The following is a 21,361-nucleotide window of genomic DNA, read 5'->3' on the forward strand; positions in this document are numbered from 1 at the left end:
GACCAAGAAAAAGAATTGATGTCCAATTGGCCGGGACGGATGAAAAGCGAAGGGCTTGAGACCGTTTGGATTCAGCTTTGTACAGATAGTTCGGTTGATATTCATGTTCGATACTATCGAAGGTCCTGTGACCGCCGAAAAGGAAAAAGATATAAAGGTGCATACGCTGGCTTAATCCTTCTTGGAATCCATGATCGCTGCTCGCCTGCTTTGGCTTCTATGGTGAGTTCTTGGTCAGCCTTATTAAGTTCTTTTGAAGAAGTCCGTCAAGTGCTTTGTGACCGTGGGATGACGTTGGGTATAAAGGTCATCCGTAAACTGACCTATCGGTACGCATAGCGGGCTCGAGCCGAACAACAAGCGGGCCGAATCCCATTAAATGATAGAGATTTACTTGAAGGGCGGCGAGTCGTTATCAGCACTGATGGTGGCCGCACTCGGCTCAGAGAGAAGAAAAGGGGACCAAAAACCCAAAAGGATAGAACCCGATTTCGTGGGGCATGGCGAGAACCCAAGCTTTTGATCATTTATGTAGTGGACGCCCATGGAAAACAAGAAAAAAGCTTTTCACCATTTATTGATGGCTGTTTCAATGGACCGGATGGTGTATTCCACTTGTTAAAGGGTTATTTGAACTCCCTTCATATTCAGAACTCAGACAAAATACTGTTTGTTGCAGATGGGGCACATTGGATTTGGAATCGAATCCCCGGACTGCTAAAAGCATTGGGTTTGGCTCCTGAGCGTGTGTATGAACTTCTCGATTTCTACCATGCAGTTGAGCATCTGGGTAAAGTAGCAGGCTTAAGGAAGACCTGGTCATCCAAGGAACGCAAACACTGGGTATCGAAGCAGCGAGGTCTTCTGCTGAAGGGAAAGGCGATTGAGGTGGTACAGGCCGTCCAGAAGCTTTGTAGAGGCAGAAACAGTAAGGCTATCAAGACGGAACGGGATTATTTTGTGCGCAATGAACTGAGGCTTAATTTCTCAACTGTAAAAGCGTTGAACTTACCTATTGGCAGCGGTGCTATTGAAAGTTCGATTCGGAGAGTCGGGGAATGTTCAGAATTCTGTGTCACGGTTTCGGTTCCCGGATCTGCCTCAGCGCCAGCGGAAGTAAAAGTCAGGTCCGAGAATGGGCCTTCAATCAGCCACGTCGGAGGAGTTGACTTTTGCTGGAGTGGAGTTCCTGGAACCATCTTTTCCATCTGTAAATAAATCCCTATCAAATTCCCAGCTCTTTATCCAGCCGGCCTTCAAAGAAAATTGCCAACTGGGAAATTGTCAGTGACCAATTTTGAATCGGTATTGTCCATTTTTTACTGGCGTTCTGGATCCCCATGTAAAGCAGCTTTAACAGGCTGTCCTGGTTCGGGAATGATCCCTTTGTTTTGGTCAGTTTTCGAAACTGTCGATGCACAGCCTCAATGGTATTTGTGGTGTATATTATCCGTCGAATCTCTTCTGGATATTTAAAGAAATGACTGAGGCGTTCCCAGTTGTTCCGCCAGGATTTTATCACAATCGGGTATTTGTCATTCCATTTATTTTCCAAGATATCCAGTTCTTCTTCGGCCAGATCCTTATTGACCGCTTTATAAACACGTTTTAGATCTGCCATAAATTCCTTTTTATTTTTGGAACCAACGTATTTCAATGAATTTCGGATCTGGTGGACTACGCAGAGTTGAACTTCTGTGTCCGGGAATATGGTCTCAATGGCCTCGGGAAAACCTTTTAGACCATCAACACAGGCAATCAGGATATCTTTTACCCCTCGGTTTGAAAGGTCTGTTAACACCTGCAGCCAGAAGTTCGCACCCTCATTCTCGGATATGTACAGCCCAAGAACCTCTTTGCGGCCCTCGATATTCACCCCAAGAATTGTGTAAACGGCCTTGCTGCCGACCTTTCCGTTTTCTCGTACTTTATAATGTATGGCATCAAGCCATACGATTGGGTACACATTTTCCAACGGCCTGGCCTGCCATTCTTTGACGGTATGGATGATTTTATCGGTAATGGTGCTCAGAGTGGCATTTGAAATCTCAAGTCCATAGATTTCCTGTAAATGGGAAGCCATATCATTATAACTCATGCCCAGGCCGTAAAGGGCTATTATCTTTCTTTCAATTTCATCGCTGAGCGTTGTCTGATGTTTTTTGACGATCTGTGGAGAGAAGGTTCCGGCCCTGTCACGCGGGGTTTCTAGCTCAAATTTACCATCCAGGGATTTAATGGTCTTTTTGCTTTTTCCATTACGGCGGTTGGCAGAAACTTCCTGCCCGAGATGGGACTCCAACTCTCCTTCAAGAGCAGCTTCAGCAAGATTTTTGATTAATGATGTAAGGACGCCGCCCTTACCTGTGAAGGGTTTACCTTCCTGGATGCCTTTAAGGGCTTTTTGAAAATCAAATTCGGTGTTTTCTTCGGTCATGTCAGTTCTCCTTATTTAGCTGAGTATATCAGCTTTCATTCAACTGACACAGAATTTTGAACGCCCTCGAGAGTCGTGAATTTACGTCTTAAAGGTCCATGCATCTTTTGGTATCGAGAGAATGCAGAAAAAATGATTATGCTGCGATCATTTTATAAAGCAGGGCGTTGGAACTGCCTGAAGCAGATGGCAAACATGCACAATCCAGTGCCAGCGGTATAACCGGGAAAATGGGAATGCGCCCCTTCATCGGTTAATTTGCCGGGCTTGAGCAAAATATTATCCGGTATCCCAACCTTGCCGATATCATGAAGAGGTGCAGACTTATATAAGAGCTCTATGGTTTCATCATTTAAAGCATCTTTGAATTTTGGATGATCTTTTAATTGGGCGGCTAAAATTTTAACATACCCCCGGGTTCGCTTAATATGCCCGCCTGTTTCCGGATCCCGATATTCGGCCAGGGTGCCCATACTTTCAATGGTGACATCCTGGGTCAAAGAAATTTTTTCTTCTGCCGCTTTGAGTTTGGATATGTCCTTGGCGATTGTGGCGATGCCGATGGGGTGATTATTGTCATCTTTTAAAACAGACAGGGTTAATAATACGGGAATAATTTTTTTTTCTATGTTCCATCTTAACCCCTCTATATTTTTGACCCTTTCTCCTTTTTTACTCCGCCTGAGCAAATCATCCGCCTCCTTGTACCGTTCCGGAGGTACTATGGTTTTTATGGGCTTGCCCACAAGATCTTCATGGGACCATCCATAGGCAAGTTTGGCTTCATTATTCATATCAATGACAATACCGTCAAGATCCTCAATAAGAATTGGCACGGTTGCATCCATAAACACCTTAGACATTCGTCGATATTTTTCTTCTAATTTTTTTTGCCTGCTAATATCTTTTACAAATGTCGCCACGGCCGTTGGTTTTCCAGCCTCGTCTTTGAGCAATGACAAGGTGATCAAAACCGGTATAATCGTCTTGGATTTATCCCATCTCAACCCTTCAACATTTCTGACGCCCTTACCTTCCCTGCAACGTTCCAGCAGTTCATCTGCCTGCTTGTGCCTGTCAAAAGGAACGATTGTTTTGATCGGTTTTCCGATCAACTCTTTCCTGGACCATCCATAAGATCGCTCGGCTTCTAAATTCATATCCACGACAATCCCATGAAGATCTTCAATAAGAATTGGATCGGTGGCATCCATGAATACTTTTGTCAATAAGTGGGTGTTGACTTTATTTTTTTCAATCTGAGTCATACGATCCTCCAGTGAATCGAACAGCCATGATTTAGCAGCCGTGTCTGCAGGGTGCTATTTATTGCTGAATCAGGACCTCTTGGTTGTTTTTAAGTCCAATACCAATTTTTTTTCGAGGGGTGGTATAAACAGACAGGATCATTTCATCCCTCTTTGATATGCATCGTATTGTCACGTGTTAAAATCGCCGCCCGGGCAAAGAGCGAACACGCCATGGGCTTAGGACATTCCGGTAATATTATTTTCTCTGTAACCTTTTATTTATCTTCCGATAATTGGCCAAATCAAAAAAAGAGTAGCACACCACCTGAAATAATCATCCCTGGTACTAAAAAGCAACAGAAAACCGATAATACACGACTCACCTATTCGGTTGTCATAAACATTGGCATGCACCCAAATTGTTTTTTGGCAACAGATCAATTTCAGCTATTCAGATTTAAACATACTCCTTGGGATTTGGTTTCCAGAGGGCTCAGGCCCAACGGAATTTATGATAGCTATTCTCTGTAAAATATTTTATATCTTTTTTGATGCCCCTTGTTTAAGTGTTTGCTTAAATGCGGGACTTACCCAAACCACTATAGGAAAAAGGTTTTTATATGACCCCCAAACTGATTCCAAATGGATTTCACCACGTGGGAAATTGCATCCGCCCGCCAAGTGAAGCCAATGCCATACTCCTCCAGGCAACACTGGGTTGCTCCCACTCTAAATGCACCTTTTGCGGTGCTTATGAAGGCAAACCATTTGCCCTGAAAGAAAGAAAATACCTGGAAGACGATTTTGAATTTGCCAAAAGATACTGCCGGCACCAGGACCGGGTTTTTGTCATGGACGGAGACGCACTTATCATGCCCATGAAAGACTGGAAATGGCTCCTGGAGATGATCCACGAGCACCTGCCATGGGTCAAAAGGATCACCTGCTATGCCAATTTAAAATCCATTTGCCTTAAAACAGATGAGCAATTGGCCTATCTTCATCAAAACGGTCTAAAGGCTGTTTTTCTCGGGTTGGAATCAGGCCATGCACAGGTCCGAAAAGAGATCAAAAAAGGCGGCACCCCAGAAGAGTTAATCCGGCACTGCCGGCGCCTCAGAGCTTCGGGCATCAAATTGGTCACCATTGTGCTGCTGGGACTGGGTCAAATTGAATTGAGCCTTGCCCATGCCCGGGAAACAGGAAAAGCCCTGACGGCCATAGATCCTGAAGCGGTCAGTGCCCTAAGCCTCATCCCCTTGCCAAACACCCCCCTAGGCCGGGCCTTTGAACGGGGTGAATATAAGATTCCCGATGCCCTGGGCATGATAAAAGAACTCAGAGAACTGGTAAAGCACACCACCCTGACAAGGGGGGCGTTCCGGTCGGTTCATGCCAGCAATTATTTGTCGGTTGATGCCAGGTTTCCCCAGGATAAAACAGCAGTGCTCAAAACCCTGGATCTGGCAATGAACGGCGATATCGACCTTAAACCGGAATGGATGCGCGGACTATAATACCTTTTAAGGATTTTTTCTTCCCCGGGGAGGCCATGGTCAGGCAATCAACATTGACATGCCTGACACCCCCATGGTTCTGGCCGGTGCAAAATAATATTTTTTTATATTAGGAACTTTGTTCAAATCCATTAATTTTCTATACCTAAAAAAAGATTTCACAGAACTTTCACAGGTATTTCCAGCCCTTCCCCTTTGATCTGGTTTGGCGCAAGTATCTGTGTTCTTTAAAAATGCTTAACACCTTTGGCAGGGTCCTTTAGGTATGTACGAGCCTGTACATTTTAAATTTGGAGAAAAAATGATTTTCCGGTATTTTAATTTTTTTATATTTACACTCTTTAGCGGCTTCTTTATGGGGTCTGCCTGTGGAGAGTTTATGTAAAATATCGGAAGATATCAGGTAAACTCGAACCATGGGCAGACTGGCAGCCAGTACCCATGGTTTTTGTATTTAAGGGACTGTGGGGAAATTCGACCCGCATTTTAAGTTTTCAGTCAGTTCTGGGTCGAGCCAATAAAACCCATGGGTAATTTTCATATTTTAATCATTTTTTTAAATTAAAGGAGAAAATGAAAATGGTAATGAAAAAAATGGCAATTGCCGCCCTGGCCCTGACCCTTATCTGTTTACCCGCATCAGGCCTCATGGCCGGGACCGTGTATAAGGTGGGGGGCATTTTCTCTTCCACCGGCCGGGCCTCTTTTCTGGGGGATCCGGAAAAAAAGACCATGGAAATGATGGTCGAAAAAATCAATGCCCAGGGCGGTATTGACGGAGTCATGCTCGAAGCGGTGATCTATGATTCAGAAGGCGACCCTGCCAAGGCGGTGAGCGCTGTAAACAAGCTGATCCACAAGGACAAGGTTTTGGCCATCATCGGTCCTTCAACCACACCCACAACCCTGGCCATTGTCAATTTTGTAGAACGGGCAAAAGTGCCTTTGATCTCCTGCGCCGCAGGCGTTAAGATCACCTCGCCTGTAAAACCCTGGGTATTTAAGACCGCCCAGAGCGATCTTCTGGCCGTGGCTGCCGTGTATCAGCATATGCAGGCGGCAGGCATTAAAAAAATCGGGGTGCTGACCGTGTCCAACTCCTTTGGGGAAAGCGGGAAACACCAGCTTTTAAACCAGGCTGAACATTTTGGTCTGGAAGTAGTAAAAGCGGAAAGCTTCGGGGCCAAGGATACAGATACCACAGCCCAGCTTACCAAGATCAAGGCCGCCTCTCCTGATGCCATTGTCTGCTGAGGAACCAATCCCGGACCTGCGGTTGTCGCTAAAAACGTCAAACAGCTTAAGATTGATCTTCCCTTGTACCAAAGCCATGGGGTTGCCTCTCCCAAATTCATCGAGCTTGCAGGGGATGCAGCAGAAGGCATTATTCTGCCCACAGGCAAAATTCTGGTCACCCCGCTTTTAGATGAGACTGATGTTCAAAAAAAGATCCTCACCAGCTACCAGAATAACTATCACGCCAAATACAAGGGCAATGTCTCAGGGTTCGGCGGGTATGCCTATGATGCTGTAAACATTCTTGCAGCAGCCCTCAAAGGAAGCAATGGAGACAAGGATAAAATCCGCCAGGCCCTTGAAGCCACACAAAATCATGTGGGCGCCACAGGTGAATTTAACTTTTCGGCCAAGGATCACAATGGGCTGTCTCCTGAAGCCTTTGTCATGGTGGAAATTAAAAACAGCACCTGGAAACTGATCAAATAAACATGGTCACCCATGAAAATCTCCCAGCTTATTATTTAAGGTAAATCCATGCAGGAAATCATTCAGTATCTTTTTTCAGGCATTACCACCGGCGCCATATATGCGGTGATTGCCGTGGGTCTGTCCATGCTCTACGCCTCAACCGAACTCATCAACTTTGCCCATGGGGAATTTGTCATGGTCGGAGCCATGGCACTGGTCACCCTCTGGGTTCACCTGGGCCTGCCCCTGCCCATCGCAATGGCAGGGGCTGTGCTCCTGGGCTGTGTCCTGGGGCTCTTGTTTGAACGATTTGCCATACGCCAGGTCAAAACCCCCAACCCCATTGTCCTTGTGATCATCACCGTGGGGGCCTCTATTTTTCTGCGGGGCCTTGGAATGGTGGCCTGGGGAAAAGACCCTTTCAGCATTCCCTCTTTTTCCAGTCATGACTCCATTGAAATTGCAGGGGCAGCACTTTTGCCCCAGAGCATCTGGATTGTGGGAACAGCCCTGCTCCTGGCAGGAGGCATTCATTTTTTCCTTAAAAAAACCCTCATGGACAAAGCCATGGTGGCCTACGCCGTAAATCAGACGGCTGCCTTTCTCACTGGCATTCCATCGGAAAGAATGGGGGTGCTGGCCTTTGCCATCAGCACGGGATGCGGCGCCATTGCCGGGATCTTTATTGCCCCCATCACCATGAGTTCCTATGATATGGGCACCATGCTGGGGCTCAAAGGCTTTTGCGCGGCAATGATCGGGGGACTTGGAAGTCTCTGGGGCGCCTTTGCCGGAGGAATTTTGCTGGGGGTGCTGGAATCTTTGGGCGCCGGCCTGATTTCATCGGGCCTCAAGGATGCCATTGCCTTTATTCTGCTTCTCCTGATCCTCTATGTCCGTCCCGGAGGCATTTTTTCAGCCCAGGAGGCCAAACGGTTTTAATATGGATGCCATCAAGAAACAACACTGGAGAGAAAACACCATCTTTCTGGGACTGATCCTCCTGGCCGGAGGCATGACCGAAAACACCTACTATCTCCAGATCATGACCTTTATCGGCATCAACACCCTTTTGGCATTGGGGCTTAATATGCTCATGGGGTATGCAGGCCAGGTATCACTTGGCCATGCCGCCTTTTACGGTATCGGGGCCTATACCACGGCCATTCTGTCCGGCAGCTTTGGATTTTCCCCCTGGATCGCCCTGGTCTGTGCTGTGGCCTGTGCCGTATTCATTGCCCTTGTGGTGGGACTTCCCACCCTCCGTCTCTCGGGATACTATCTGGGAATGGGCACCCTGGGGTTTGGCATGATCGTTAATATTTTATTCAGGGAATGGTCCAGTGTGACCGGCGGTGCTTCCGGGTTTGTGGGAATTCCCGTACTCCAAGCAGGACCGGTCTCTTTTATGTCGGGGAAAAACTATTTTTTTCTGGTCTGGGGAGTGGTGCTTCTGGCCATCCTTGTCTGCAAAAGAATTTTATCCTCGCGCATGGGAAGAGGGCTGCGCGCCATCCATGACGGGGAAAACGCCGCCCTGGCCGTGGGCGTAAACACCCATTATCTAAAACTTCAGATCTTTATGTTTTCGGCAGCCCTGGGCGCTGTGGCCGGATTCTTATATGCCCATTTTGTCCTTTTTATCTCCCCTGAGTCCTTTGGATTCATGGTTTCAGTAAAAATGGTAACCATGGTGGTTATCGGCGGGATGACCAGTGTCTGGGGGGCTGTTTTAGGGGCTGCCCTGCTCACCCTTTTACCCGAAGTTCTCCACGGGTTTGCCGAGTATGAAATGATCATTTTCGGCCTGATCCTCATGACGGTGATGATTTTCATGCCCCAGGGCCTGACCCGGGGATTTATTGATATTTACCAGAGGGCAAGGAAAAAAAGACAATGATATCCCCTTCAAAAAAAGAGATGGACCGTTCCAGGGATGATAAAAAGAGCCAGGCCCGAAAAATTCTCAAGGTTCAGGGCCTGACCAAGATGTTCGGAGGGGTCAGGGCCCAGGACAATATCAGTTTTTCCATTGAACAAGGCATTGTATGCGGGCTGATCGGCCCCAACGGGGCAGGCAAGACCACCTTGTTCAACATGATCACAGGAATTTACCCCCCGGACAAGGGACAGGTGATTTTCAACGAGAAAGACACCCGTAAAATGGCGGTGCACCAGCGGGTCAAGGCCGGCATTGCAAGGACCTTTCAGCATGTGGAGCTGTTCAGCTCCATGACCCTGGTTGAAAATATCATGGTCGGCATGCATGTCAGAACAAAGACCGGATTCTGGGGCGCTGTGACCTGCCTGCCCTGGGTACAAAAGGAAGAAAAACAGGCCCGGCAGAAAGCCTTTGATCTCCTTGAGTTTACCGGGTTGAGCCCGTATGCCCAAACCCCTGCCTGCGACCTTCCTGTGGGCCGCCAGAAAATGGCGGAGATTGCCAGGGCCCTGGCCTCAGATCCCCTTTTACTGCTTTTGGACGAACCGGCCGCAGGCCTCAATGCCGTAGAGACCGAGACCTTGGGCAAACTCATTGCACGGGTCAAAAAAAAGGGGGTGACCATGATGCTAGTGGAACACGACATGAGCCTTGCCATGGGGATCTCAGACAAAATCATTGTCCTTGACCAGGGCATAAAACTGGCCCAGGGCACCCCAAGACAAATTCAGAACAATGAAGCGGTCATGGCCGCCTACCTGGGACAGGGGTAATTCATGCTCAAGATTAAAAATCTTAAATGCCGTTACGGCAGTATTGTGGCCATTCACGGGGTCAGCCTCTCGGTTAAGCAAGGAGAGCTGATCTCCATTATCGGGGCCAACGGGGCCGGAAAAAGCTCTTTGCTCCTGGCCATTTGCGGGCTTTTAAAAAACTGGTCAGGAGAAATCTTTTTCAAGGATCTCCCCATCAAGGGGATGTCTCCTCCGGCCATTGTCAAGTCCGGTATCAGCATGGTGCCCGAAGGCCGGCAGATTTTTTATCCCTTGAGTGTCATGGACAATCTTGAAATGGGGGCCTTTACCCGGTACCAAAAGGGAGAAAAAAAACAAGTGGCAAAGGACTTTGAGATGGTCATGGATATGTTCCCCATTTTAAGGAAACGGGCAGACCAGCTGGCAGGGACGTTGTCCGGCGGAGAGCAGCAGATGCTGGACATTGCCAGAGCCTTGATGGCAAGACCCTCCCTCCTTGTTCTGGACGAGCCCTCCATGGGGCTTGCCCCGAAATTTGTGGAGATGATTTTTAAGACCGTCCAGCACCTGAGAAACCAGGGGGTGACCATCCTTTTGGTGGAACAAAATGCCAGGGCCGCACTCAAAATTTCTGACCGGGGCTATGTGCTTGAAACCGGAAAAATGGTACTCCAGGGCAGTGCAGATGAACTTTTAGTGGATGATGATGTCAAGCGGGCCTATCTGGGTCAGGATTATGGGAATTTTTATGACGGGAGGGATTGATGATGCCGGATATGACCTTTGAAGAAAAAGAACAACTCAAACTGGAAAGACTCCAGAGCACCTTGAACCGGGCCTATAAAAATGTTCCCTTCCACCGCAAACGGTTCACGGAGAATACGCTTCTTCCCCAGGATATTGTGGCTCTCAAGGATATTGTGGCTCTCAAGGATATTGAAAAACTGCCCTTTATGGACCGATCCCATTTGAGCACCCATTACCCTTACGGTCTATTTGCCGTGCCCCTAAGGGACATCGTTCGTATCCATACCGCTCCCGGAACAGGAAAAAATCCATCCATCAGCGGATATACCAAGGCAGATCTTTTGATCTGGAAAAAACTTGTGGCCAGAAGCTATGAGGCTGCCGGCATCACCCAGATGGATATTATCCAGATTCACCTGCCCCCGGGACTTGCCAATTGGGGACGGGATTACAAAGACGGGGGCGAGGCTGTGGGGGCAGGGGTTATTCCAAACAGCTCACTTTCCCTGTCAAAAACCTTGATGGTGATCAGGGATTATAAAACCACCACCCTTGTCACCACCCCTGCCTTTGCAGAAAAGCTCATGGCGCATATGTTTGACCTGGGCCAGAACCCCAATGAACTCAACCTCAAGCGGATCATTCTTGTGGGAGAACCTGTGACCGGGAAAACCTTATCTAACCTGGCAGAACGCCTGCATGTGGATGTGTGGCTCAATTACGGACTCAGTGAAATCCCGGGACCAGCCATTGCCCATGACTGCGGCACAACACCCTTGGGAACAGACCATGGCCATCGCCTCCTCCACATCAATGACGATCATATTTTACCGGAAATCATAGATCCTGAAACAGGCACCCGGGTTGAATCCGGAAAAAAAGGAGAATTGGTACTGACCACACTTTCGGCCAGGGCCTTGCCCCTGATCCGGTTCCGCACAGGCGACATGGCAAAATTTGTGACCCAGCCCTGCGGGTGCGCCTCTGTTTTGATGAAAATTGAATGGCTGGACGAACGGGCGGATAATGCGATCATCATTTCCGGAATCAAGGTCAGCCGGGACCAGGTAAAACAATATCTTAAGGCCGCCTTAAAATGCAAAACCCCTGACTGCACCATGGAAAAAATCCGCCAGAACGGCAGTGAAATCCTCATGATCTCCCTGGTCATGGATGAGACGCTTTTTTCCGACGAAATCAAGGGACTGGAAAGACTCATGGCCGGCACCCAGAAAAAACTCACAGAACAGACAGGCATCCCTGTCAAAATCGGCCTGGTTCAAAAAAGGGAATAAAACGAATCGGATTCAAGCATAATAACCGTGGTTAAATTCAGTCTATGGTTTGAAATTCAAAATCGGGTAGAGATCTGAATTTTCTGATTCATAGAAAGGCTGATCTGTACCTAATGTTTCAACACGGCTGTTTATCCGAACTCAGAGGATTGTTAATAAAGCTGGAACCTTTTTGGCTATCTTGACAGATAGTTCACCCAAGGCACGAATCCTGCCGGCCAATTGAGCCTGATTTTCGTTCCTTGCAGAGGCTTCCTGAACAACGGCCATTAATTGCTCATACATGGCCTCGTCACGGGTATCGGGTGTGATGTTTTCGATTGTATCAGGATCAAGGCTCCGCAGGCCTTTATACTCGTTTGCAAGAGAGCCTTCAAGTGCCAAACGGGCGCGTTCTGCCGCAAGGTCCATTTGTGCAAACAAGGCGTCAAGATCAGTATAATCAGTCATTTTAATTCTCCTCAGGCTTTATTTGGTTGATGGTCTCTTTTATTTTCAACAAAACCTCTTCGACTTTGTCCATTTTCCCTTCTGCTTTTTCGAGGGCGTTCAAAATTCTGTGTCAGTTAAATGAAAGCTGATATACTCAGCTAAATAAGGAGAACTGACATGACCGAAGAAAACACCGAATTTGATTTTCAAAAAGCCCTTAAAGGCATCCAGGAAGGTAAACCCTTCACAGGTAAGGGCGGCGTCCTTACATCATTAATCAAAAATCTTGCTGAAGCTGCTCTTGAAGGAGAGTTGGAGTCCCATCTCGGGCAGGAAGTTTCTGCCAACCGCCGTAATGGAAAAAGCAAAAAGACCATTAAATCCCTGGATGGTAAATTTGAGCTGGAAACCCCGCGTGACAGGGCCGGAACCTTCTCTCCACAGATCGTCAAAAAACATCAGACAACGCTCAGCGATGAAATTGAAAGAAAGATAATAGCCCTTTACGGCCTGGGCATGAGTTATAATGATATGGCTTCCCATTTACAGGAAATCTATGGACTTGAGATTTCAAATGCCACTCTGAGCACCATTACCGATAAAATCATCCATACCGTCAAAGAATGGCAGGCCAGGCCGTTGGAAAATGTGTACCCAATCGTATGGCTTGATGCCATACATTATAAAGTACGAGAAAACGGAAAGGTCGGCAGCAAAGCCGTTTACACAATTCTTGGGGTGAATATCGAGGGCCGCAAAGAGGTTCTTGGGCTGTACATATCCGAGAATGAGGGTGCGAACTTCTGGCTGCAGGTGTTAACAGACCTTTCAAACCGAGGGGTAAAAGATATCCTGATTGCCTGTGTTGATGGTCTAAAAGGTTTTCCCGAGGCCATTGAGACCATATTCCCGGACACAGAAGTTCAACTCTGCGTAGTCCACCAGATCCGAAATTCATTGAAATACGTTGGTTCCAAAAATAAAAAGGAATTTATGGCAGATCTAAAACGTGTTTATAAAGCGGTCAATAAGGATCTGGCCGAAGAAGAACTGGATATCTTGGAAAATAAATGGAATGACAAATACCCGATTGTGATAAAATCCTGGCGGAACAACTGGGAACGCCTCAGTCATTTCTTTAAATATCCAGAAGAGATTCGACGGATAATATACACCACAAATACCATTGAGGCTGTGCATCGACAGTTTCGAAAACTGACCAAAACAAAGGGATCATTCCCGAACCAGGACAGCCTGTTAAAGCTGCTTTACATGGGGATCCAGAACGCCAGTAAAAAATGGACAATGCCGATTCAAAATTGGTCACTGACAATTTCCCAGTTGGCAATTTTCTTTGAAGGCCGGCTGGATAAAGAGCTGGGAATTTGATAGGGATTTATTTACAGATGGAAAAGATGGTTCCAGGAACTCCACTCCAGCAAAAGTCAACTCCTCCGACGTGGCTGATTGAAGGCCCATTCTCGGACCTGACTTTTACTTCCGCTGGCGCTGAGGCAGATCCGAGAACCGAAACCGTGACACAGAATTCTGAACATTCCCGCTTTTCTGCCTCTTCAATCAAACAACTGATGCGGTTGGATACTTTTTCGGTATTTTCAGATAATTTTTCACGCATTCCTTCAAGACCGACAGTCTTCAGGACGTCATTCTGGGCATCATGGACGTTTCGCACGGAGGCAAGATGACCGGAAATTATTGCTTGAGCTGCCTGCAATTGCCGATGAGAGGCATCTATGTCCTCGATAAGCTGATTTCGCTGGGATCTTACCGGATTGAGCAGTTCGCCTCTTTTCTTCTCAATGACTTCGTAGGATTTTTCCACAAACCGGGTCAGTACCGGCAAAAGATTTTCAGGCGCATTTTCTACAATCCCTTTGACCTTATCATCCAGCCTGTAATCGTCTGCAAACTTTTTAATGTATGCAGGCGCTTATATCTCATCAATAAATTTGTTGATATCTTTTTCCATAATATCAAAAAGAAGTGAGGCCAATGCTCTGTGAGCCCTGTGGACTTCCTCAAGATCACGACCAACGGTATTGGCCAACTCAATTGACGCCTTGGGGACACTTGCACACGAACTCAAAATAAGTGCAAACCCCAAAAATATAAAAAGCAGAACTCTTTGAACAGGATGTTTGGTTAATTTCATCTTGGCTCCTATTTTTAAATTATTGTCAAATTAAAGGCCCTTGTTTTGCCATTGAATCGTCAAGGCTAAGTTTATGACTTTCATGTAATTGCTGCTCTATCTGAAAAACTTCGCCGAAATAAGCGTCTCCATTTTCAGTTTTGGCATCAAACGAACATGAATTTTCGCTTCATTGAGAAACAATACCACAGCGAGGCATTGTTCAATTATGGGGTTGGTCCCTGAATTGACAAGGGCAATTTTACCCAGGCCGTTAAAGCATCGTGACCTTACTGCGAAAGGTCTGCAAAGCCGCAGATAAATTAAAACCGGTTCGCCCCAAGGGTGACAATTTACCCCTTAAAACTGGCGTGGCAACTTATTACAAGTCACTGTATTTAATACTCTTACAATTCAATTTACCCAAAGTATCATGAAATATCCTGGCCAAACCATGGAACCTATATATTTATACCCGATGCTCTTCTTCCAAATCCAGGGTCAGTTTTTTTTTGTCCTTGATGCTGTCAATAACAAAAGATGATTGGATTTTTTGGATCCCCTGAATCTGGGTGAGTTTGTTGTTCATGAACTCGCCATAAGCCTTGATATCCCTGGCGATGACCTTGAGAATGAAATCATTGGCTCCTGCAATCTGATAGCACTCAATCACCTCTTCAAGCTGGCAGAATCGTTCCTTGATCTGTGCAACCGAGGACAGCTTGCTTAAACTCAGGGAGATGGAAACCAGGGCCATGATGGAAAAACCGATCTTTTCGTGGTCCACCACTGCCGTGAAATGAGAAATCACCCCTGAAAGTTCCAGGCGCTTGACCCGCTCCAGAGTTGCCGGCGCAGAAATCCCCACAATTTTAGACAATTTTGCATTGGTCATTTTCCCATTTTCCTGAAGGGTATTAAGTATTTTTTTATCGATTCTGTCCAATAGTCCATGTCCCCTGAATTAAATTAAAATTTTCGCCTTTCCATGGTTATAGTTTTATGATCCCTTTCGCAATACTTTACCCTGATTCGTCCAAAAAACTTTGTATTTTAATTGTAAAAAGGCCTTTGATGAATATCTTTTAACTTGCCTGGTGAATTATAAGTTAATCTATTTTTCAAAATTTGAAGGGAAACATTTTGTACCCAAGCCTGTTAAACAATCCAATTCTCAAACCGATATTCTACCTGGTTGCCAGGATAGGACTCTTTATCTTTGGATGGAAAACCTGCGGCAAAATGCCTGCTATGAAAAAATTTATTCTCATTGCAGCACCCCATTCCTCCAACTGGGATTTTGTTTTTTTTCTGCTCATCATTTTTAAATTCCAGATTCCCGTGCACTGGATGGGAAAAGACACCATGTTCCCTCCCCTGTTCAGCCATTTGCTCAAACGGCTGGGGGGAATCCCCATTAACCGATCCCAAAAGGGAAATACCGTCAAACGCATGGCCCAGGAGTTTAACCGGGCAGACCAGCTTATCCTGACCATTGCGCCTTCAGGCACCCGGCAGAATGTGGACCAGTGGAAGACCGGGTTTTACAGGATTGCCCTTGAGGCAGAGGTACCCATCGTCTGCGGGTTTGTGGATTATAAGCGTAAAACAGGAGGGATCGGCCCCATTGTTCACCCCAGCGGCGACCTTGAAACGGATTTAAATCAAATGCGCCGATTTTACAAGGACAAGTCCGGCCGGTATGATTGATGAGCGTCCGGCTAAAAACGCTTTGTGAAATATGCGGGCTAGGTCTTGATTGATCAGTCCGGGCAAAGGTATGCCAGCAAGATATTTCTCAATTCATTTAAATGACCCGAATAAAAATGATCCCCGCGGTCAAGAACGGCAAGCGTTGGCGATATGCCCCATTGGTCAGCAAGGGATTGAATTTTGTCCAAAGGCGCCAGGTCATCGGCATCGCCGGCAATGATCAGCCCGGTGCTGGGCAGCCTTGGAATGGAATCAAAAGAAAGAAAAGCCGCTGGCGGGGAAACCATGATATGATCATCAACCCTCGCTCCTGCGGCCACCACATGGGCATTGACCCAGGCCCCAAAAGAATATCCGGCCAGAAAAAGAGAGGAGACATGATGTTCTTTAAGCCAGTCCAAGGCCGCCTGCACATCCTTTTGCTCCCCGTCCCCGTTGTCATAAAACCCAAGGCTTTTACCCGTGCCCCTGAAGTTAAACCTCAAGCAGGTGAATCCGGCTTCAAAAAACGAATTTGCCATCTGCTTCACCACAGGACTATCCATGGGGCGCATTCCCATTTTCCCGGTTATACCGCTGGCACTGGATTGTGCATGTTTGCCATCTGCTTCAGGCAGTTCCAACGCCCTGCTTTATAAAATGATCGCAGCATAATCATTTTTTCTGCATTCTCCCGATACCAAAAGATGCATGGACCTTTAAGACGTAAATTCACGACTCTCCGAATCGAACTTTCAATAGCACCGCTGCCAATAGGTAAGTTCAACGCTTTTACAGTTGAGAAATTAAGCCTCAGTTCATTGCGCACAAAATAATCCCGTTCCGTCTTGATAGCCTTACTGTTTCTGCCTCTACAAAGCTTCTGGACGGCCTGTACCACCTCAATCGCCTTTCCCTTCAGCAGAAGACCTCGCTGCTTCGATACCCAGCGTTTGCGTTCCTTGGATGACCAGGTCTTCCTTAAGCCTGCTACTGTACCCAGATGCTCAACTGCATGGTAGAAATCGAGAAGTTCATACACACGCTCAGGAGCCAAACCCAATGCTTTTAGCAGTCCGGGGATTCGATTCCAAATCCAATGTGCCCCATCTGCAACAAACAGTATTTTGTCTGAGTTCTGAATATGAAGGGAGTTCAAATAACCCTTTAACAAGTGGAATACACCATCCGGTCCATTGAAACAGCCATCAATAAATGGTGAAAAGCTTTTTTCTTGTTTTCCATGGGCGTCCACTACATAAATGATCAAAAGCTTGGGTTCTCGCCATGCCCCACGAAATCGGGTTCTATCCTTTTGGGTTTTTGGTCCCCTTTTCTTCTCTCTGAGCCGAGTGCGGCCACCATCAGTGCTGATAACGACTCGCCGCCCTTCAAGTAAATCTCTATCATTTAATGGGATTCGGCCCGCTTGTTGTTCGGCTCGAGCCCGCTCTGCGTACCGATAGGTCAGTTTACGGATGACCTTTATACCCAACGTCATCCCACGGTCACAAAGCACTTGACGGACTTCTTCAAAAGAACTTAATAAGGCTGACCAAGAACTCACCATAGAAGCCAAAGCAGGCGAGCAGCGATCATGGATTCCAAGAAGGATTAAGCCAGCGTATGCACCTTTATATCTTTTTCCTTTTCGGCGGTCACAGGACCTTCGATAGTATCGAACATGAATATCAACCGAACTATCTGTACAAAGCTGAATCCAAACGGTCTCAAGCCCTTCGCTTTTCATCCGTCCCGGCCAATTGGACATCAATTCTTTTTCTTGGTCGACCTGTTCAGAGGAATCTACTGAGGCCTGGATCTTTTTTTTAAAAAAAAGGCGCTTATCCGATTTGTATACTCAAGGATTTCCTGCTCCATCTGTTCTAATTCGTTAGCGTTACGAACCAAGCGATTTGGATCTTCTTCCAGTTCTTTGAGGCATGCAAGGACTTCATCAACAGTATTACAATCTTCAGCTTTCTTCATTAGCACAATCCATTTATGTTCATTTCAGCGTAACAGAGGATATCATTCTTTTTGCTCTAAAAGACAGGCCTTTTTAAAACCGGGAAAATGGGAATGCGCCCTTATAGGTTCTGCAGGTTTTAAAGTTGAAATTCTTTCCTTTGTAAGTAAAATAGTAGGTGTAGTAGGTGGTCTTGCCTCTGAAGTCAGCACTGTTTGAGATATGGTAGCCTTGTTTCACACTGGCCTGGCAACAGAACATTGGTGGATTGCTCGTTAACCCTTAAAACGGTTTCGCTGCCGTCCAAGTGTTTAACCTTTCTTTTGGATTTACCACAGGGATACTTTGTACCGTCGGGCTTGGTGCAGAAATGAGCCATCTTTTTAAATGCATCAATTACAACCTTGGTAAATTTGATTTCAGAATCCGAATGATTTTCCGTGATGATTCTGTAAAACATACGATATTTTGTTGATTCCCAGCCTTTGCCGATCTTTTCATTGTTAAAGGGCTTGGTTCCCATATATGTGGATTGAAAATCCATGATATGGTGGCCAAAAGGATCATAAATTTTGAGCATGGCCTCGCATCCCTTGCCATGGCGGTCCACCTTAATGGCGGAGGAGGTCTGAAGCGTGTTCTGATCAGGTGTTGACTGCGGTTGATCGGCACCCGGATAATACCAGGTATTCATGGCATGCCTGACCTGCTGCCTGTCTTTCAAAGACAAGCCCTGGAACACATAGCTCACCCCTTTGTACCTTGACGCGACCAGGGATGAATCAAAGAATGCGCCATTGGGGGTGTGCCCGGAATATACCCGGGTTACGGCGGGGTATCCAGAGACCTGGCCGGGTTGTTCTGAAATAAAATTCTGAAAGGGCAGGCCCTTGTTGGTCATTTCCCTGGTCCAAAAATCCAGGAGTTGCTTGAGGGGAATTTCCTGTCCGGGAGCTGCATATAATTCAATGACTGCGTCCTGTCTCGGGGCAATACATTGTTTTATGAGATCATTTCCCCTTGCCGAGGTATTGTCCGTCCATCCCTTCGGGCATTGCAGCCCCTGGGACATATCCATTCCAAAGGCGGATGAAATAAAAATCAAAGATGCGAGGATACTCAACCACAAAACATTAGAGGCCCGGTTCATTTTGTTCTCCTTTAATTTTCAACTATTTTATTCGATAAAAAATCACTTTAACATCATTGGAATGCTTTTCAGACAGGTTAAGACTGTCAGGTCTATAATTTTATATTCAGGGTCAACCCCAAATATGGCACCTCACTTTTTTTTCTTTTCAAATTTTACAGAGGCATACCGGATTGTTCTGACGGCATATCCCTGCTCGTTTGTAATGGTGGCCACAAAGGGCATGAGTACGGCAGCATCCCATCCAAGGGCGGTACGCTGGTATTCAATATAGCAGTCATGGGTGGTTTTGGCTGCCGTATAGATCAACTTGAGTGCAATCAGCCGTTTTCCCGCCTGGTCAATGGCCTTGCTTCCCCACTTCGTAACCCCTGCGCCAGCCTCAAAAAGCCCGTATGCCGTTGAGCCAAGCTCAATGGCATTTTTCTGGGCAGACAATTGCCCGGAAAAGGGTCTTCCCCCTTGGGCCATGGCCCTGAGGGACAGACCGGCTTTTGCATTTTCAAGAATTGCCCCGGACACCGCCAATATCTCGTCTCCGGTTACCCCTGCGGTGATATACCTTCCAGCCTTGGACTGCATCTCTTTGGCAGATGTCATCACCATGGCGGCATGGTCTGCATCAAATTTTGCCTTGGCAGCTGCCTGCTGGAATCCCTGGGCCCAGTCCATCTTGTTTTGGGCCGCTTTTTTCATCCGATCAACAGCATCTGTTGATCCCACCCGGGTGGTGCCGTATTGGTTCATCAGGTTTCCGCCCAGCTCCCCCACGGCCAGCTCGACCACGGAATCAGACATGGCCTTTCCCATGGCCATACCATAGTCAGGAATATCATTGAAATCATCAGCCCCTTCAACCCTGGGCATATAACCGAAAAAAAGACTTGGATCATTGTCCGTCCAGACCTTAACGGTTTTATCCGCCTCATATCCCTTGACCCTGAACCTGCCGTATGCCTTGAGTTCCACCTGGCATTGATTTTCACTTAAGATCAGCTGTCCCCTTGCAGAAGGCCACTTCCCATTCCAGAGGCCCGGCAGAACAAGTTTTAAAACCCTGGGATATGGATTCCCGTAATTCACAGACGCTGTGACCGATTTCTCAGTCATCCCGTCAACAAAGGTCACCTCCCCTGAAATGGGAAACAATAGATCTGCAGGATTCTCCTTTGGGGTCTGCTTTAACAGATATTTTTTCACCCTGGGCACGGGGAATAAAATCTTTGCCCGGCCCTGTTCGTCGGTGGTAAAAGCGGTTGAAAGACCTGCTGGAAAGGGTCGCTCAATATACCATACCGGTATTCCCTTGACCATGAACCTGGAAGGCGGATTGAACATCATTTTTTTGTTTGCCCAGGGCTGCCCTTGATTGGTAACAAGAATCTGGGCTTCCAAGGATCGGCCGTCAGCCCGGGGCATCTGGTCCGTATTAAAATCAATACTCACGCCAAGGGCGTTGGGAGTGGTCTGAAGGACAAAATCCTGGGTATGATTTAAACTGCCCTTACCGTCAACAAAGGCCAGTTTGAGGCTATATTTCCCGTCTTCATCGGTTTTTGCGGTCTCATCATATTCATCAATGCGGATGAGGGCTCCCTCAACCGCGTCCCCTGTTTCATTTTTTACAACGCCGCTGACCCTGATGGTCTGGGGTTCAGTTTTACTCCCAACGCTCCGGACTTGGGTTTTATACCCGGTTGCCTGGCAGCTTATATCCACAATATAAGGGTCTTGCCCTGTCTTTTCGACCATTTTCCCCCCAGACCCCATGGCCTTGAACAGCCCGTCTGCAGCCAGCCTGAAAACATCAACAGGAATATCGTCCCCGACCCTCTGGGGGCGCAAGGAAACCGCCCAGCACCCTTCAGTCATCCATGCATTTTTGCCCCCCCGGTCATTGACCAGCTGAATGGAGTTGCCCAAAAGGGTTTCAACCCTTTGCCCCCTGGGAAAAAAAACATTGTACTGAAAATTGGGTTTCTGGGTTGCCGATTGGGCAAGGTTTCCGGAAAACCCATAGATTTCAAGTGTGAGAATCATCCGGGTTTTTGCATTGCTGGACACAGGTCTGGCCTTTCCCCCTTTATGGGTCGCCCCCATGGTATATTCGGGTTTTAAAGAAGGATAGGCCTGCCATGCCGCTTCAAACGTAGGCTTGACTTTGCGCTGGAGCATATTTGAAGAGGCCGCGGTAAAATACAGGGTATAGGCTTTTTTCATAAATAAAATCAGTAGTGTCCGGTTAGGTTGTTGCATATAAAAAGCATCTAAAATCATTGAAAAAACAGTCTGTTTTGTGTTGACAAATGTGCGTAA

21 protein-coding genes and 1 pseudogene are annotated in these 21,361 nt (G+C 46.9%); 11 read left to right on the plus strand and 11 right to left on the minus strand.

Translation table 11 applies throughout. From position 1 onward, the window contains the following. Positions 1-39: 39 nt before the first annotated feature. Both HUN05_18965 and HUN05_18970 read left to right on the plus strand, forming a co-directional pair. Positions 40-339, plus strand: coding sequence for a hypothetical protein (locus HUN05_18965; GenBank protein ID WDP86949.1), 300 nt, complete (start codon positions 40-42; stop codon positions 337-339). Between the two features lie 180 nt (positions 340-519). Further along, the gene (locus tag HUN05_18970; GenBank protein WDP86950.1) at positions 520-1,218 is read left to right on the plus strand and encodes a hypothetical protein; all 699 of its coding nucleotides are present in this window, start codon (positions 520-522) and stop codon (positions 1,216-1,218) included. A 7-nt stretch (positions 1,219-1,225) separates the two neighbouring features. On the opposite strand, the gene HUN05_18975 is transcribed toward HUN05_18970, so the two are convergent. Further along, positions 1,226-2,437 (minus strand): IS256 family transposase, encoded by a 1,212-nt coding sequence (locus tag HUN05_18975; GenBank protein WDP86951.1) that lies wholly within the window; start codon positions 2,435-2,437, stop codon positions 1,226-1,228. 152 nt (positions 2,438-2,589) lie between these two features. Then, positions 2,590-3,705: a PAS domain S-box protein gene (locus HUN05_18980; protein WDP86952.1), complete on the minus strand. Its 1,116-nt coding sequence runs from the start codon at positions 3,703-3,705 to the stop codon at positions 2,590-2,592. Positions 3,706-4,307: 602 nt separating this feature from the next. On the opposite strand from HUN05_18980, the gene HUN05_18985 reads away from it, so the two are divergent. From HUN05_18985 to HUN05_19015, 7 genes and pseudogenes are all read left to right on the plus strand, one after another. Further along, positions 4,308-5,204 carry a radical SAM protein gene (locus HUN05_18985; protein ID WDP86953.1) on the plus strand — a complete coding sequence of 299 codons (897 nt, stop codon included), beginning with the start codon at positions 4,308-4,310 and terminating at the stop codon, positions 5,202-5,204. A 585-nt stretch (positions 5,205-5,789) separates the two neighbouring features. After that, positions 5,790-6,929: pseudogene (locus tag HUN05_18990) on the plus strand (ABC transporter substrate-binding protein). A gap of 48 nt (positions 6,930-6,977) precedes the next feature. Next, positions 6,978-7,853 (plus strand): branched-chain amino acid ABC transporter permease, encoded by an 876-nt coding sequence (locus tag HUN05_18995; GenBank protein WDP86954.1) that lies wholly within the window; start codon positions 6,978-6,980, stop codon positions 7,851-7,853. Position 7,854: 1 nt separating this feature from the next. Further along, positions 7,855-8,811 carry a branched-chain amino acid ABC transporter permease gene (locus tag HUN05_19000; protein WDP86955.1) on the plus strand — a complete coding sequence of 319 codons (957 nt, stop codon included), beginning with the start codon at positions 7,855-7,857 and terminating at the stop codon, positions 8,809-8,811. 20 nt (positions 8,812-8,831) lie between these two features. Further along, positions 8,832-9,626: an ABC transporter ATP-binding protein gene (locus HUN05_19005; GenBank protein ID WDP88142.1), complete on the plus strand. Its 795-nt coding sequence runs from the start codon at positions 8,832-8,834 to the stop codon at positions 9,624-9,626. 3 nt (positions 9,627-9,629) lie between these two features. Further along, entirely contained in the window at positions 9,630-10,373 is a 744-nt protein-coding gene (locus HUN05_19010) for an ABC transporter ATP-binding protein (GenBank protein WDP86956.1), read from the plus strand. After that, positions 10,373-11,650 (plus strand): AMP-binding protein, encoded by a 1,278-nt coding sequence (locus tag HUN05_19015; GenBank protein WDP86957.1) that lies wholly within the window; start codon positions 10,373-10,375, stop codon positions 11,648-11,650. The genes HUN05_19010 and HUN05_19015 overlap by 1 nt, the downstream gene beginning before the upstream one ends. A gap of 141 nt (positions 11,651-11,791) precedes the next feature. Here the strand turns inward: HUN05_19015 and HUN05_19020 are convergent, their stop codons facing one another. Further along, the gene (locus HUN05_19020) at positions 11,792-12,100 is read right to left on the minus strand and encodes a hypothetical protein (protein ID WDP86958.1); all 309 of its coding nucleotides are present in this window, start codon (positions 12,098-12,100) and stop codon (positions 11,792-11,794) included. Between the two features lie 159 nt (positions 12,101-12,259). Here HUN05_19020 and HUN05_19025 point away from each other — a divergent pair, with 159 nt between their 5' ends. Next, positions 12,260-13,471: an IS256 family transposase gene (locus HUN05_19025; GenBank protein WDP86959.1), complete on the plus strand. Its 1,212-nt coding sequence runs from the start codon at positions 12,260-12,262 to the stop codon at positions 13,469-13,471. 7 nt (positions 13,472-13,478) lie between these two features. On the opposite strand, the gene HUN05_19030 is transcribed toward HUN05_19025, so the two are convergent. The 3 genes from HUN05_19030 to HUN05_19040 all read right to left on the minus strand — a co-directional run bounded on the left by HUN05_19030 (position 13,479) and on the right by HUN05_19040 (position 15,180). Next, positions 13,479-13,925 carry a hypothetical protein gene (locus tag HUN05_19030; protein ID WDP86960.1) on the minus strand — a complete coding sequence of 149 codons (447 nt, stop codon included), beginning with the start codon at positions 13,923-13,925 and terminating at the stop codon, positions 13,479-13,481. A 108-nt stretch (positions 13,926-14,033) separates the two neighbouring features. Next, on the minus strand, positions 14,034-14,255 hold the full coding sequence (locus HUN05_19035) for a hypothetical protein (protein ID WDP86961.1): 222 nt from the start codon (positions 14,253-14,255) through the stop codon (positions 14,034-14,036). Positions 14,256-14,703: 448 nt separating this feature from the next. After that, the gene (locus HUN05_19040; protein WDP86962.1) at positions 14,704-15,180 is read right to left on the minus strand and encodes an Lrp/AsnC family transcriptional regulator; all 477 of its coding nucleotides are present in this window, start codon (positions 15,178-15,180) and stop codon (positions 14,704-14,706) included. A 305-nt stretch (positions 15,181-15,485) separates the two neighbouring features. Between HUN05_19040 and HUN05_19045 the strand changes: the two genes are divergently transcribed. Continuing rightward, positions 15,486-15,944: a 1-acyl-sn-glycerol-3-phosphate acyltransferase gene (locus tag HUN05_19045; protein WDP86963.1), complete on the plus strand. Its 459-nt coding sequence runs from the start codon at positions 15,486-15,488 to the stop codon at positions 15,942-15,944. 53 nt (positions 15,945-15,997) lie between these two features. On the opposite strand, the gene HUN05_19050 is transcribed toward HUN05_19045, so the two are convergent. From HUN05_19050 to HUN05_19070, 5 genes are all read right to left on the minus strand, one after another. After that, positions 15,998-16,501: an alpha/beta fold hydrolase gene (locus HUN05_19050; protein ID WDP86964.1), complete on the minus strand. Its 504-nt coding sequence runs from the start codon at positions 16,499-16,501 to the stop codon at positions 15,998-16,000. A gap of 14 nt (positions 16,502-16,515) precedes the next feature. Further along, positions 16,516-17,676, minus strand: coding sequence for a hypothetical protein (locus HUN05_19055; protein ID WDP86965.1), 1,161 nt, complete (start codon positions 17,674-17,676; stop codon positions 16,516-16,518). Positions 17,677-17,732: 56 nt separating this feature from the next. Continuing rightward, complete coding sequence (locus tag HUN05_19060) at positions 17,733-17,915, minus strand: hypothetical protein (protein WDP86966.1); 183 nt, start codon at positions 17,913-17,915, stop codon at positions 17,733-17,735. A 185-nt stretch (positions 17,916-18,100) separates the two neighbouring features. Then, entirely contained in the window at positions 18,101-19,045 is a 945-nt protein-coding gene (locus HUN05_19065; GenBank protein ID WDP86967.1) for a hypothetical protein, read from the minus strand. 132 nt (positions 19,046-19,177) lie between these two features. Then, entirely contained in the window at positions 19,178-21,265 is a 2,088-nt protein-coding gene (locus HUN05_19070; protein WDP86968.1) for a carboxypeptidase regulatory-like domain-containing protein, read from the minus strand. Positions 21,266-21,361: the final 96 nt, after the last annotated feature.

Origin of the sequence: Desulfobacter sp. (assembly GCA_028768545.1) — a bacterium.
Classification (GTDB): domain Bacteria; phylum Desulfobacterota; class Desulfobacteria; order Desulfobacterales; family Desulfobacteraceae; genus Desulfobacter.

Coding starts and splice junctions, on each gene's coding strand:
- HUN05_18965 (WDP86949.1), top strand. CDS start 40: ATGAAAAGCGAAGGGCTTGAGACCGTTTGGATTCAGCTTTGTACAGAT.
- HUN05_18975 (WDP86951.1), bottom strand. CDS start 2,437: ATGACCGAAGAAAACACCGAATTTGATTTTCAAAAAGCCCTTAAAGGC.
- HUN05_18980 (WDP86952.1), bottom strand. CDS start 3,705: ATGACTCAGATTGAAAAAAATAAAGTCAACACCCACTTATTGACAAAA.
- HUN05_18985 (WDP86953.1), top strand. CDS start 4,308: ATGACCCCCAAACTGATTCCAAATGGATTTCACCACGTGGGAAATTGC.
- HUN05_18995 (WDP86954.1), top strand. CDS start 6,978: ATGCAGGAAATCATTCAGTATCTTTTTTCAGGCATTACCACCGGCGCC.
- HUN05_19000 (WDP86955.1), top strand. CDS start 7,855: ATGGATGCCATCAAGAAACAACACTGGAGAGAAAACACCATCTTTCTG.
- HUN05_19005 (WDP88142.1), top strand. CDS start 8,832: ATGGACCGTTCCAGGGATGATAAAAAGAGCCAGGCCCGAAAAATTCTC.
- HUN05_19010 (WDP86956.1), top strand. CDS start 9,630: ATGCTCAAGATTAAAAATCTTAAATGCCGTTACGGCAGTATTGTGGCC.
- HUN05_19015 (WDP86957.1), top strand. CDS start 10,373: ATGATGCCGGATATGACCTTTGAAGAAAAAGAACAACTCAAACTGGAA.
- HUN05_19020 (WDP86958.1), bottom strand. CDS start 12,100: ATGACTGATTATACTGATCTTGACGCCTTGTTTGCACAAATGGACCTT.
- HUN05_19025 (WDP86959.1), top strand. CDS start 12,260: ATGACCGAAGAAAACACCGAATTTGATTTTCAAAAAGCCCTTAAAGGC.
- HUN05_19035 (WDP86961.1), bottom strand. CDS start 14,255: ATGAAATTAACCAAACATCCTGTTCAAAGAGTTCTGCTTTTTATATTT.
- HUN05_19045 (WDP86963.1), top strand. CDS start 15,486: ATGAAAAAATTTATTCTCATTGCAGCACCCCATTCCTCCAACTGGGAT.
- HUN05_19050 (WDP86964.1), bottom strand. CDS start 16,501: ATGCGCCCCATGGATAGTCCTGTGGTGAAGCAGATGGCAAATTCGTTT.
- HUN05_19055 (WDP86965.1), bottom strand. CDS start 17,676: ATGAAAAGCGAAGGGCTTGAGACCGTTTGGATTCAGCTTTGTACAGAT.
- HUN05_19060 (WDP86966.1), bottom strand. CDS start 17,915: ATGAAGAAAGCTGAAGATTGTAATACTGTTGATGAAGTCCTTGCATGC.
- HUN05_19065 (WDP86967.1), bottom strand. CDS start 19,045: ATGAACCGGGCCTCTAATGTTTTGTGGTTGAGTATCCTCGCATCTTTG.
- HUN05_19070 (WDP86968.1), bottom strand. CDS start 21,265: ATGAAAAAAGCCTATACCCTGTATTTTACCGCGGCCTCTTCAAATATG.